This is a genomic window from Pseudomonas sp. IAC-BECa141, from assembly GCF_020544405.1.
In the GTDB taxonomy this organism is placed as follows: domain Bacteria; phylum Pseudomonadota; class Gammaproteobacteria; order Pseudomonadales; family Pseudomonadaceae; genus Aquipseudomonas.
In genome coordinates, this window is record NZ_CP065410.1 from 1,503,773 (window position 1) to 1,516,719 (window position 12,947).

The 12,947-nt window shown below is 55.1% G+C and carries 8 protein-coding genes; 4 read left to right on the forward strand and 4 right to left on the reverse strand.

The genetic code is table 11. The annotated features are described in order from the left end of the window. Nucleotides 1–151: 151 nt before the first annotated feature. The 3 genes from I5961_RS06815 to I5961_RS28590 are packed head-to-tail and all read left to right on the forward strand — an operon-like array spanning nucleotide 152 to nucleotide 7,819. Entirely contained in the window at nucleotides 152–1,366 is a 1,215-nt protein-coding gene (locus I5961_RS06815) for a glycosyltransferase family 4 protein (RefSeq protein WP_085700583.1), read from the forward strand. Nucleotides 1,367–1,397: 31 nt separating this feature from the next. Beyond that, nucleotides 1,398–2,258, forward strand: a complete 861-nt coding sequence (locus tag I5961_RS06820; protein WP_085700584.1) for a hypothetical protein — start codon at nucleotides 1,398–1,400, stop codon at nucleotides 2,256–2,258. A 2-nt stretch (nucleotides 2,259–2,260) separates the two neighbouring features. After that, the gene (locus I5961_RS28590; protein ID WP_264373525.1) at nucleotides 2,261–7,819 is read left to right on the forward strand and encodes a calcium-binding protein; all 5,559 of its coding nucleotides are present in this window, start codon (nucleotides 2,261–2,263) and stop codon (nucleotides 7,817–7,819) included. A gap of 77 nt (nucleotides 7,820–7,896) precedes the next feature. On the opposite strand, the gene I5961_RS06835 is transcribed toward I5961_RS28590, so the two are convergent. After that, complete coding sequence (locus tag I5961_RS06835) at nucleotides 7,897–9,009, reverse strand: enoyl-CoA hydratase/isomerase family protein (protein ID WP_227234726.1); 1,113 nt, start codon at nucleotides 9,007–9,009, stop codon at nucleotides 7,897–7,899. Nucleotides 9,010–9,141: 132 nt separating this feature from the next. On the opposite strand from I5961_RS06835, the gene ung reads away from it, so the two are divergent. Then, nucleotides 9,142–9,837: a uracil-DNA glycosylase gene (ung, locus tag I5961_RS06840; RefSeq protein ID WP_085683353.1), complete on the forward strand. Its 696-nt coding sequence runs from the start codon at nucleotides 9,142–9,144 to the stop codon at nucleotides 9,835–9,837. A gap of 67 nt (nucleotides 9,838–9,904) precedes the next feature. On the opposite strand, the gene I5961_RS06845 is transcribed toward ung, so the two are convergent. Genes I5961_RS06845 through I5961_RS06855 form a run of 3 tightly spaced genes read right to left on the reverse strand, consistent with a single transcriptional unit; the run spans nucleotide 9,905 to nucleotide 12,909 of the window. Further along, complete coding sequence (locus tag I5961_RS06845) at nucleotides 9,905–10,942, reverse strand: AbrB family transcriptional regulator (RefSeq protein WP_085700586.1); 1,038 nt, start codon at nucleotides 10,940–10,942, stop codon at nucleotides 9,905–9,907. Beyond that, the gene (locus tag I5961_RS06850) at nucleotides 10,935–12,449 is read right to left on the reverse strand and encodes a tripartite tricarboxylate transporter permease (protein WP_085703824.1); all 1,515 of its coding nucleotides are present in this window, start codon (nucleotides 12,447–12,449) and stop codon (nucleotides 10,935–10,937) included. The genes I5961_RS06845 and I5961_RS06850 overlap by 8 nt, the downstream gene beginning before the upstream one ends. Before the next feature lies 1 nt (nucleotide 12,450). Further along, nucleotides 12,451–12,909 (reverse strand): tripartite tricarboxylate transporter TctB family protein, encoded by a 459-nt coding sequence (locus I5961_RS06855; protein WP_227234728.1) that lies wholly within the window; start codon nucleotides 12,907–12,909, stop codon nucleotides 12,451–12,453. Nucleotides 12,910–12,947: the final 38 nt, after the last annotated feature.

Below are 12,947 nucleotides of genomic sequence, written 5' to 3' on the forward strand. Positions count from 1 at the left end.
TTATGCTGGTGTGGATCGCACCATCTCCTAGGGGTTCTCGGATCCCTCCTACAGTTTTACTTCTGAACATTTGTTAGCGTTTGTATGCACATGTTGATGTTGAAAAACTTCAATTTCATGGAGGTGTATAAGCGCGGGATATTGCTCAGATATGAATCTTCTTATCATTCATCAGAATTTTCCCGGTCAGTTTCGTCATGTGGCGTTGGAAGCATTGCGCAGACGTTTGGGAGTTATTGCAATTGGACGCGATACAGCGCCAGGTATTGCCGGGGTAAGGTTATTTCGATACCGACCATCAAGGCATATGGCTAATGGCGTTCATGGCTATTTGCATAGATATGAAGAGGCCGTTTCGGACGGGCAACAAGTTCAACGAATATTGAAGAGGCTCAGCCAGGCAGGCTTTCGGCCTGATGTGATTCTTGCCCATCCGGGGTGGGGTGAAACGCTATTCGTCAAAGATGTTTACCCCGATGTGCCGCTAGTTCATTTCTGTGAGTACTATTACCGAGCGCGTGAGGCAGACTCTGGTTTCGATCCTGAGTTTCCCTGTGCGATGGATGCGTCCTCAAGGCTTAGAGTCTTGAATTCGATGCATCTCCTGAATATTGAGCAGTGCGATGCCGGGATTGCACCTACACAATGGCAGCGCAGTCTTTTTCCGAAAATATATCAGTCGAAAATTCGTGTCATTCATGAAGGCATTGTTCAATTTTCCGAATCAGAAAAGGTCGAGTCTGTAACGCTGCCGAGTGGGCGCGTGATAAAAGCAGGTCAGTCTATCGTGACTTATGTCGCCAGAAACCTCGAACCGTACCGAGGCTTTCATAGTTTTATGAGATCCATTCCCTATATCCATGAAAAGTGCCCCAGTGCACAGGTTGTTGTAATCGGTGGTGATGGTGTCAGTTATGGGCGGATGCCCATTGGATACCCCAACTGGCGAAGCAAGATGATTGCGGAGGTGGATATTGATATTTCCAATGTTCACTTTGTTGGGAAGTTGCCTTATCAAACATACAGATCGGTTCTGGGTCTTTCAAAGGCTCACGTGTATTTGACGTATCCGTTCGTACTGTCGTGGTCTCTGTTGGAAGCAATGGCTTCTGGCTGTGTTGTCGTAGGTTCAAATACCGCTCCCGTACAGGAAGTTGTCGAAGATGGAGTCAGCGGGATGCTTGTTGATTTTTTTGACGCTGAAGAAATCGCCTCGGCAGTTTGCAGGGTTATAACTTCTCCCGGTGAGTTTGACTCAATGAAGGAAGCGGCGAGGTTGACGGCAAACAAATTCGATGTGGTTAAGGGTGTAAGCGGATACTTTGATGTGTTTAAAAGCTTAACGGATGGTGGTCGCGTCGAGTGATGGGTTAGTCATTTTAAAATGGAGATTTGAAATGCTTAAGATGTCTCGCAAGGAAGTTTTTCGCCAGTGCGGAAGGGGAATTAAATATGGAGTGTTACTAGCGATCTGTTATTGGGTCGTTGATTTCTGTATCCGATGGGAGGAGGCCGCAGAAGCGCGGGCGATTTATCAGAAGAAACAAGGGGCGTGCAGCAGGAAGCTGGCGGGTATGGAGCAGGTTCCGATACTTGGCGGCAGTCTTCTGGACCGAACAAAGATTCCCGGGTTTCATTTTGGATCGACATTAAGGAGCGACGGTTCCTGTATTGCCGATCTTCTTGATGGCTCATTCTGGTGGACGGGAAAAGAACTGTTTCCTGTGTATGAAACTCTTGGGGTAGAACCACCCAGCAGCTGGACGCATTACCACGTTACCGCCAGGCTTTTCACCAGAGGGAATACCACGGCACCGCACAATATGGGCGGGCGGCATGTGAGTTGGCCGGATGAACTGATTGTTAAGCTGAAAAATTATCCAGGCCTGGAACTTTGGCTTACCGCGCCTCCACCCAGTATCAAAAATGAATTCTCTGTTCGAATTTTTGTTATGCCCGACTGGCGCCGGCGTGATGGAACACCACGGAAGATAAATTGTATTGGTTTAAATTCGCCCGAATCTAAAGCTTCTGCCAGTGGTTTGAGTAAAGCATATCTTTTGAAAATGAATAAGGAGCAGTTGGAGAATTTGGAGTTTGGGAGTTTACGTACGTATTGCACGGTCGAGTTGCACCATTTCGACTTTGCAGGTGGGGATGCTCGTATACATTTGGGTACCGAGGGCTTGCGGGGTGCTCCAGAAGCGCTTAAGGCTGTCAGCGACTATCTTTCACATTCAATTATTACAGGGAAATGAATATGAGCTATATATTCAGTGGTTTGGAAAAGTTGGAAATTTTGCAGGCTGCAAATATTTGTGAGGGAATGAAATTCAATGTCGAGGAGGAAGAGTATTTTGCGATGGCAGTGGAGGGGCGAAACTGCGCTGTACTTTATCGTACATTGTCGAATATTTTGGGTGGGAAATTCTTAGGCGGTTCTGCGTTCGATGAGAGCGTGATGGGCATTTTTAAAGATGCCAAACTCTGGCTCGATGTAGCAATTGATGCAAATGGCGGAGTGGGCGCTTATTCTGCATTGATCCGAGCTTATACCCTGCGGCAGGGGGAGTTAAGGTTAAATAAAAAAATCAGCGATTCGAAGATGCAACAGTCATCTAATCAGGTGGCTGTCAATCTCATGAATACGTTGATAAAAGGCTCCGTTGAGCATGATTTGGCTCCATGGACTGTGCCCTCCATAAGCCAAATTGCAGAAATCGATGCGAGCGCTATTGGTAAAGTATTATTTCGTGAAGATGTTGATGAAATTGATACAGCTACCAGTCGTAATGCGGGATGGTCTGGAACAATCGGCTTCAGCCTGTTGGGTGGAGAAAAACCATATGAAACTTGGAGGTTGATCTCCGCCGGTGATCCGGATTCCCATATAAAAGGGAATCATCATCTTGCCAAGTTAAACAGGCTTGATGACCTAAAGAATGTTCTGTTTGCCGTGGACTCATACAGTGTTGCATTGCAGGCAGTGATTAAAAACTTCGGGTCGAATATGGTTGAAAGCCTGTTTTCAGTTCTGCCCGAACAAATAAATATCGCTCTCGCCAGTGGCAGCATCAATCCACTGATTCAGCATGTGGTGAAAGGTACGCCCATCTCACCTATTGTCAGCCTGATATTGCGATATAACCTGAATGATTTCTTTGACATGCTCAGGCGAACCTACGACGGAAACTCGGCCGCCACGCCTACCACCGACGAAACCTTCGCCTCCAATGCCTACACATTTTTCTCCGCACTTTCTCCGTCTCAATCGCAAAGCATCGTTACCAGAACCATTGGCGAGTATGGCAGTGCCAAGGACTGGGCAACGTTGGCCAGTCAGGCAACGCCAATCGGCGCCGCGTTACGCAATTCCCTCAAGCAACTAAGCGAAATCGTGATTGAGCGGGCCGACGGTTTTTCCGGACGCGGCCTGGAGCTTTACGACCCAGAAACGGGCGAGGGCTTCATCACTGAACAGTGGCTTGCCGATCGCTCTGAAATGCTGGCCCGGCTGATTGCGCGAACCAATGGATCGTTCGGTCGAAATACTGTCCAGACCTTTTCCTATTCGGATCTGGCTTCGGGCAAACAGGCCCTTATGACCACCGGCGTCTCAAACCCTCTGGTCATGTTTGGTGATGACGGCGGACGATCATTTGGTGGCGGGACAAATACCGATCATCTTTACGGCGGTGACGGCAACGATTCCATGAGCGGACTGTCTGGTAACGACTTTATCCAAGGGGCTCGCGGCAATGACTCTTTAACAGGAGGCGATGGCAATGATGCGTTGTACGGTATGGTCGGTGATGATGTTTTGGTGGGTGGCAAAGGTAACGACTCCCTGACTGGCGGGCCGGGTAACGATCGGTATGAGTTCTCCAGCGGAGATGGAATCGACGAAATTTTTGATGCGGACGTTGAGGGCGCGTTGCTGATAAATGGACTTCCGATCCCACCTCTCGAACGCAGTGCTCCGCTCAGCAATATCTGGCTTACGGAAGATCGAGCCATCAGTTTGACGCTCATTGAAGATCAGGCTGAAACCACGCTGAACATTAAATACGGACTGAGTGATCTCATCGTCATAAAGAACTTTAAGCCAGGGATGCTCGGAATTGATCTTCCTGATTACCAAAGACCGACCTTCTCCGTCCCCGATCTGGTCCTTCAAGGCGACTGGAAAATTAAAGATAACGACCCCAATGTTCGCGGAGATCAGCCTTCTTACGATGAGTTGGGCAACGCCTTGCTTTTGCCCAATGTTAAACAGAGGAACAAAGCCGACCTGCTTTACGGATCACCGAAAGATGACCTGATCGTTGGACTTGGCGGGTCTGATCGATTGTTCGGCAAAGAAGGCAACGATCGTTTATTCGGTGACAAGCAGACGACGCTGGAAAATGCATTTGCCGATGCAACAAAAGGAAAGGCCAGCCGTGGCGATTGGCTGGATGGTGGGCAGGGTGATGACCTGCTTGTCGGCACTGCCTCGCGAGACGTGCTGCTCGGCGGCAACGGTCGAGACACGCTGATTGGGGGAGCAGGTGATGACAATTTGTCCGGTGATCAAACAACCGGTGCACATGAGCAAAATTGGACAGTCAAGCGCATCGACGTTCCACTCAGTGATGGCGTCATCAGCATGCGTAGCGTCTTTGACAAATTTTCATTGAATAGTCCCACCGAGGGCGGTGACGACATCCTCTATGGGCAGGGTGGCCGGGATTTTATCAATGGCGGCAGGGGAGATGACCTGCTCGATGGCGGAAGTGACGACGACACACTGTACGGCGAAGAGGGTAATGACACGCTGGCTGGCGGGAGTGGCGATGACACATTATCGGGAGACAACCTGGATTGGGGTGGCGGTCTCGACAGTCGCCATCATGGCAACGATTTGTTGGCGGGTGGCAGTGGCGATGACTACCTTGCCGGAAACGGTGGTAGCGACGTGTTGTACGGCGGCAGCGGCAATGATGTGCTGAAAGGTGATGACGAGGTGCTGCGAGGCGTTTCGGGTGATGCCGCAGACTTTTTCGGAAGTGATTTTCTGGATGGCGGTGAGGGCAATGACACCCTTTGGGGCGGCGGTGCCGATGACTCACTTTTCGGTGGCAGCGGCAACGACGAGTTAGTTGGTGATTACCATGAACACCCGATTCGTTATCACGGTGATGACTATCTTGATGGCGGTGCGGGTGACGACACACTCCGTGGCTTGGGTGGCTCCGACACACTGATAGGCGGATCAGGCGCTGACGCTCTGGATGGCGATGAGCCCAACTTGAAAGCGGGCGCAACCAACGATGACCACATTCAAGGTAATTCAGGAAACGATACGCTCTGGGGTGGTTTGGGCGCCGATACACTTTTGGGCGGTGCCGATGATGACTTTTTGATAGGGGACTACGAGCGAACATCCGAAGCAGAACATGGCGCCGATTATCTTGATGGCGGTTCAGGCAACGACACTTTGCTGGGCGGTGGCGGAAACGACACACTGGTTGGCGGGGAGGGAGTCGATTATTTACGTGGCGGCCCTGGCGATAACGTGTTTGAGGGTGGTGCCGGCAACGATTATCTGGAAGGGATGCAGGGTAACGATGTTTTCTACTTCGGAGTGGGTGATGGACTGGATGTTGTTACCGATACAGGTGGCAACAATGTCGTAAGTTTTGGTGATGGATTTTCTGCGGAGAACTTGCAGGCCAAGATCGTCAATCTTGATGTGGGCACGGCGTTGCGGCTGTCGAATGGTATTGGTGACGCGCTTCTGATTCTTCACCATGAAAAGTGGGCAGGTTCGACGTTCAGGTTCAGCGACGGCGTGATCCTGAATTTCCAGGATGTAATCAAATTAACGGTGCAACCGGTAGATATAACGGATCCGTCTACGACAGTTGCTGCGGTACCCGATCCCGAAAAAAAGCAGGACATTGAGAGTGAGAGCGAAGCAGTCGTCCAGACACTGCCCGATGACTTAGCCGCTTCTACTGAGAGGGAAGGCAGTGAAACGGGTCGTCACACCCGGTGGGATAGCCTTTTTCTTTCGGAACTGAACACAAAGCGCTCAGCGGCCCGGCAGGCATCAGGATTTGCACTGAACGATCAGGGTGTTTGGGTTAGAAGTCATATTGCTACCGACAAAAGTGGCTATGCCATCAGCGCCGAACTGATCCATGAGGACGTTGAAGCCGGAGTCTTTTCCAATACACCTGAGTGGATGGGGGCGATTGCCGCTGACGCTGTGGTGACTGAAAGGCAGTCAAATTCTGCAACGAAAACCACGTTCAAGTTTGTAAAAGCAGAAACTGCGCAATTACCGAAACAAAAGCCAAAATATTACCCGTCTGGCTCCAGTTATTCGGGGTTCTCGTTCAACGTGGGTGATGCTGTAGTCGAAGATATAGACCACTCGGGCGCTATTCTGGGGTGGTACGTGTACCCCGCTGGCAGTTTTGAAAATCATGAAATTGTTCGTAAAGCGTTTCGCTGGAGCTCTACTACCCAAACGATCAAGCATAAAGTTGTTCATGGTAATGACGCTGGCGGCAGGGTAAATCTCGAAGTGGGAAATCTCTTTCATGGCGGTGCAGGAGATGACTTGGTGGTTACCTATGCTGGTTCAGTGCTTAAGTACGGCGGGGTGAGCGACAGGATCCCAGGCGCATTTTTATCAGCTGGCGCAGGCAACGACACACTGCTCGGCTCCGCGGGTGCCGATTATTTGATCAGTGGGCCGGGAGAAGATTGGCTTTACGGCGAAAACGGTCCCGACACTTACATAGTTGAAGCGCATGATGGCGCAACCACCATTATTGCCGACGTTCTTGACCCTGTTTTTTTGCGCCCCGAGGTTGGAGCCTCTGGGTGGCATGAAGAGTTTGGGGGGCTTGATATTGATACCGTCGTTCTTCCGGAAGAGGCGAAACCAGATAAGTTGAAACTAACCTGGGGTGCTGTGTTGGTTGAGGCGGTAAATATTGAACTGTCACCCACCCCACCGCGTGGGGCTCATCGTCAACCGCCTCGAGCCCAGATGCTGTACACCACACTCGATATCGAATGGGGCGGAACTCAAAAAGTACGAATCGTTTTGCCCAATCCGAACGATCTCAGTGGTTCCGGAATTGAAAGGGTGAGGTTTGCTGATGGCTCGAGCATCAATTTTAAAGACGTCGTTAGCCGCTTAGGCATTGCCCCCGATACTTATCATCATGGCATCACCGTTCAGTACGCTACTCAGGTTAAGTCTTTTCGAGACAACCGTTTTCTACCGCTCGTGGGCGGTCGCGGTAATGACACCCTCAGCGGCACTGGTGAAATAAGAGGGATGCAAGGAGATGATCTGCTCGGCGGTGGCTCAGGTGATGAAGTGCTTTACGGTGGGCCGGGCAATGACACCTTGTCCGGTGGCGGGGGCAATGATGTTTATAAATATGATGGGCTTGGGCGAGACCTGGTAATCAATGCCGGCGGCGGAACTGACGGTATAGATTTTTCGGAGGTCGGACTGTCGATTGGTCAACTCAAGTTCCACCGTGAACGGAATGATCTCGTCATCGTAGTGAGTTATGGCATGTCTCCAAAGGTTCGTGTCTCCGAACACTTTTCAGGAGGCGATGCCGCTATCAGCTTCATCAGCGTTCAAGGAGAAGAGGGCGCTGTTAAAAATTACACGGCGAACCAGCTCACTGAGCTTTTGCACCCTCTACCTCCCTTACGGGACGTAGAGGATATCTTGCCGAGAAATGATGAAGAGGCGTTGCGGGCAATGAAGGAAATAATCGCGTTTTATGAGTTGAATATTTGATCGCAGATAGTTTCGCAACGGGCTCAAACTTCCCGCGACAGAGCCCAAAAGACTGCCATCGCGGGTAACGATAGGTTCTAGTATTGCGACAGATCCGCCAACGGATGCCGCCCCTCCCACACCTTGTGAAAGTGCGCCTCGACCACCGCGTCCGGCACCCGGGCGATGTCCGGCCAGTGCCAGTGCGGTTTGTGGTCCTTGTCGATCAGTCGTGCCCGGACCCCTTCGCTGAACTCCGGATGCCGGCAGCAATTGAGGCTCAGGGTGTATTCCATCTGAAAGACTTCGGCCAGTGACAAGTGGCGGGCGCGGACGATCTGTTCCCAGACCAGATGCGCCGTCAGTGGCGAGCCTTCGCTCATGGTTTTCGCGGCACGGGCAATCAACAGATCGCTGCTGTCGCGATGCAGGCTGAGGGCTTTCCAGGCGCAGGTCACGTCGCTGACGTCCAGCCATTCATCGATCTGCTGCCGACGCGGCAGCCATTGCGCCTCAGGCATTTGCGCCACGGCTTCCTGCTGCAGCGCTTTGAGCAGGCTGTTGAGCTGCATGGCGGTCTGTTCCTGCCAGTTCAACTGCAACAAGCCGTCGATCAGTTCCTGTTGCTGGTCGTCAAGCAGGAAGCGGTCGGCCAGATCCAGATCGATCGCATCGCGACCGTTCATGTGTGCGCCGGTCAAACCCAGGAACAAACCGAGCCTGCCCGGCAGCCGCGACAGAAACCAACTGGCGCCGACATCCGGGTACAGGCCGATGCTGATTTCCGGCATCGCCAGTCGACTGCTCGGCGTGACGATCCGGATGCTCGCGCCTTGCAGCAGGCCCATGCCGCCGCCGAGCACATATCCATGGCCCCAGCAGATCAGCGGCTTCGGGTAGGTGTGGAGGCTGTAGTCCAGCCGATATTCAGCATTGAAAAACTGCGCGGCCAGCGGCGGAACCTCGCCGGGATGGGCGCGACAGGCTTCCACCAGGCTGCGCACTTCGCCACCGGCACAGAAGGCCTTGGCGCCGTTACCGCGCAGCAGCACGCAGACGATTTGCGGCTCCTTGGCCCAGGCGTTCAGTTTGTCGCTCAGGGCGTGGATCATCGGCAGGGACAGCGCATTGAGCGACTTTTCGGCATCCAGCGTGGCCACGCCGATGCGTGCGCCGTCGGTGCCGGTGAGTTCTTCGAAGTGCAGATTCATCGTGACCTCGATCGGGAATTTGAACGATCAGTATGATCGCTGTGTGGGAAAGTGCCGGATCTGCGTCAGATCAATTGACAAGCGTGGTCGGCTTTCCTAGGGTTCGCCCCACTGATTTTGCCGGGTATGACCATGACTGCTGACGACCGTATCAAACTCGAACCGAGCTGGAAGGAGGCACTGCGTGCCGAATTCGACCAGCCCTACATGGCAGAGTTGCGCACTTTTCTGCAGCAGGAGCGGGCGGCCGGCAAGGAAATCTATCCGCCGGGACCGCTGATTTTCAATGCGTTGAATTCGACGCCGCTGGACAAGGTGAAAGTGGTCATCCTCGGCCAGGATCCGTACCACGGCCCGGGCCAGGCCCACGGCTTGTGTTTCTCGGTGCAACCGGGCGTGCCGGCGCCGCCTTCGCTGGTCAACATCTATAAAGAGTTGAAGCGCGACCTGAACATCGACATTCCCAACCACGGCTACTTGCAGAGCTGGGCGGATCAGGGCGTGCTGATGCTCAACACCACCATGACCGTAGAGCGCGCCAACGCCAATGCGCACAAGGACAAGGGTTGGCAGTTCTTCACGGACCGGATCATTGAGGTGGTCAGTCAGCGGCAGCCGCATCTGGTATTTATGCTTTGGGGTTCCCATGCCCAGAGCAAACAGAAGCTGATCGACGCCACCAAGCATCTGGTGTTGACCTCGGTGCACCCGTCGCCGCTGTCGGCCTATCGCGGCTTTCTCGGTTGCGGGCATTTCAGCCGCACCAACAAGTTCCTGGAGCAGAACGGCGAAGCGCCGATCGAGTGGCGTCTGCCGTCGGTGGTCTGATGCTCAGGGCTGGCGGTTAATCTCGTTCCCACGTCGAGGCGTCCGCGTGGGAACGATCAAAACCGGATCAGGCTTCGGGATTACGGTTCCAGTACTTGAACAACGGTTCCGCTAGAAACAACACGAACAACAGCCGCATCACCTGCATCGCCGTTACCAGCGGTACCGACAGTTGCAGGGTTTCCGCCGTCAGGCTCATCTCCGCAATGCCGCCGGGCATCATGCCAAGGGTCAGTGATCGCAGATCCAGATGGGTCATGGCACTCAGTCCCAACGCCGCCAGTGTCGCTATCAACATGGTCAGCGCCGTACCGATCAACGTGCGCCCCATGAACGACGGCGCTCGGCGGAAGAACTGCCGGTTGAAGTGACAGCCCAATCCGCTGCCGATCAGCCACTGACCAATCTGACTGCCACCATTGGGCAGGCCTATGTGCAGATCCCAGCCGATGCTCACCGCCGCGCTGACCAGCAACGGCCCGAACAGCCACGGATTGGGCTGGCGCAAACGTTGCCAAAACCAGGCGAGCAGGCCGCCCGCCGGAAAAAGAATCGCCAGCCAGCGCCAGTCGACGCTGCCGGCGTGAGAAATCGGGGCGCCATCGCCCAGCAGATATTTGAATGCCGCCGGCACACACAGCACCACCACCAGCACCCGCAAGCTCTGCCCGGCCGCGACATGGCTGAGCATCGCGCCGTTGCGTGCGCCGAGGTTGACCATCTCGCCGGAGCCGCCGGGCATGCTGGAGAAGAATGCCGTGGCGCGATCCTCACCGGTGCGGCGCATCAGCCACACGCCGACCACCGCCGACAGGCTGGTGACCAGCGCGCCGAAAAAGATCAGGCCGAAGTGGCTCAGTACCTGCTCCATCACCAGCGGGGTGAAGTGCAGGCCGATGCCGATCCCGACGATCCACTGGCCGCATTTGCGGCCGCCAGGGATTTCGGTCAATTGCCACGGGGTCAGGCAGCGCACCAGGATGATCGCCAGCAACGAGCCGACCATCCACGGCAGCGGCCAGCCGATCTGGCTGGCGATGTAACCGCCAAGCAGACCGACCAGCGGGGTTCCCCACCACGTTTTAAGGGAGAGCCGATCAGACATCGGCGATAGCGCGTTGCGCGGCAGAGCGTTTGCGCCAGATGCGCAGCAGTGGCATCAGCAACATGATCGCTGTCAGCACCCAGACACCGAAGGTGATCGGGCTCGACCAGAGAATCTCCAGCGCACCGTTGGAAATCGACAGCGCCCGGCGCAGATTCTGCTCCATCAGGCCGCCGAGGATGAAGCCCAGCAGGACTGGCGACAGCGGGAAGTCCAGTTTGCGCAGGATGTAGCCGAAGATGCCGATGCCTACCATCAGGAACAGGTCGAACGTGGTCGCGTGCACGGCGTAGACGCCGATCCCGGTAATGATCGCGATCACCGGCACCAGTGCCCAGTTCGGTACAGCGAGGATGCGGGTGAAGATACGGATCATCGGGATGTTCAGGATCACCAGCATGATGTTGGCGATGAACAGCGAGGCGATCAGGCCCCAGACGATGTCCGGTTGCTGCTGGAACAGCAGTGGGCCCGGAGTGATGTTGTACAGCGACAGGGCGCCAATCATCACCGCCGTGGTGCCCGAACCCGGAACGCCGAGGGTCAGCATCGGCACCAGCGCGCCGCAAGCGGAGGCACCGATGGCGGTTTCCGGCGCAGCGAGGCCGCGAGCGTCGCCCTGACCGAACTTGCCGCTGGCTCCGGCGATGCGTTTCTCGGTCATGTAGGCAACGGCGCTGGCCAGGGTCGCGCCGGCACCCGGCAACACACCCATGATGAAACCGAGCAGGCCGCAACGGATGTTCACCACGAACACCGAAGCCGCTTCCTTGAAGTTGAACATCATCCGGCCGGTGGCTTTTACCGCTTCCTGGCCGCGATGGGTTTTTTCAAGCAACAAGAGAATTTCGCTGACCGAGAACAGGCCCAGTACCAGCACCACGAACTGAATGCCGTCAGTCAGGTGAATGTTGTCGCCGGTGAAACGGTACACGCCACTATTGGCGTCGATGCCGACGCTGGACAGGAACAGGCCGATCAACGCCGCGATGAAGGTTTTCAGCGGTCGGTCACCGGCCATGCCGCCCAGGCAGACAATCGCGAACACCATCAGCACGAAATATTCCGCCGGCCCGAAGGCAATCGCCCATTTCGCCAGCAGCGGTGCGAACAGCACCATGCCGCAGGTGGCGATGAAGGCGCCGATGAACGAACTCCATGCCGACAACGACAGCGCCACGCCAGCCAGGCCTTTGCGGGCCATCGGGTAGCCGTCGAGAGTGGTCATCACGGTGGAGGCTTCGCCGGGGATGTTCAGCAGAATCGAACTGATCCGGCCGCCGTATTCGCAGCCCAGATACACCGCTGCCAGCAGGATCAGAGCCGATTCCGGTGGCAAGCCGAGGGCGAATGCGATGGGGATCAGCAGCGCTACGCCATTGATCGGCCCCAGACCCGGCAACAAGCCGACCACGGTGCCGATCAGCGTGCCGGTCAGGGCCGTGACCAGGTTGTACGGACTCAGCGCGACGCCGAAGCCCTGACCCAAATAACCGAGAGTATCCATATCAGTTCTCCAGAACGTCGAGCAGGCCGAGGGGCAGCGGAACGTCCATCAAACGGTCGAACAGCAGGTAAAGACCTACGGCCATCAGGCTGATGATCACCACACTCGGCAACCAGCGGCCGCCGTACAGTCGGGCCATGGGTACGCCGACGATGATGCTGGCGACGATGAAACCAAGGGGTTCGAAAGTGCCGGCGAACACCAGCAGCAGGGCCACGCAGATGCCGATCTTGGTCAGGGTTTCGCGGTCCAGTGGCGGCTCGTCGTCGCTGTGCTTGATGGGCGCTGGACGAAAAACCATGTACAGCAACGCCAGGCCCATCAGGCCGAGCATCAGCAATGGAAACGCCCGGGGACCGACCGGTTCGTAGGAAAACGCCGCCTGGTAAGGCCACGCCATCAGTGCCAGGCCGACGCAGGCCAGCAACAGCACCGAGGCAAAAATGCGTTGAATAAGCATGAGGGAACTCCTGCCATGGCCCCGGTGAAAGGGCCATG

Bases quoted from the DNA above. Each gene is read 5' to 3' on its own strand.
- I5961_RS06815 (WP_085700583.1), top strand. From the start codon at position 152: ATGAATCTTCTTATCATTCATCAGAATTTTCCCGGTCAGTTTCGTCAT.
- I5961_RS06820 (WP_085700584.1), top strand. From the start codon at position 1,398: ATGCTTAAGATGTCTCGCAAGGAAGTTTTTCGCCAGTGCGGAAGGGGA.
- I5961_RS28590 (WP_264373525.1), top strand. From the start codon at position 2,261: ATGAGCTATATATTCAGTGGTTTGGAAAAGTTGGAAATTTTGCAGGCT.
- I5961_RS06835 (WP_227234726.1), bottom strand. From the start codon at position 9,009: ATGAATCTGCACTTCGAAGAACTCACCGGCACCGACGGCGCACGCATC.
- ung (WP_085683353.1), top strand. From the start codon at position 9,142: ATGACTGCTGACGACCGTATCAAACTCGAACCGAGCTGGAAGGAGGCA.
- I5961_RS06845 (WP_085700586.1), bottom strand. From the start codon at position 10,942: ATGTCTGATCGGCTCTCCCTTAAAACGTGGTGGGGAACCCCGCTGGTC.
- I5961_RS06850 (WP_085703824.1), bottom strand. From the start codon at position 12,449: ATGGATACTCTCGGTTATTTGGGTCAGGGCTTCGGCGTCGCGCTGAGT.
- I5961_RS06855 (WP_227234728.1), bottom strand. From the start codon at position 12,909: ATGCTTATTCAACGCATTTTTGCCTCGGTGCTGTTGCTGGCCTGCGTC.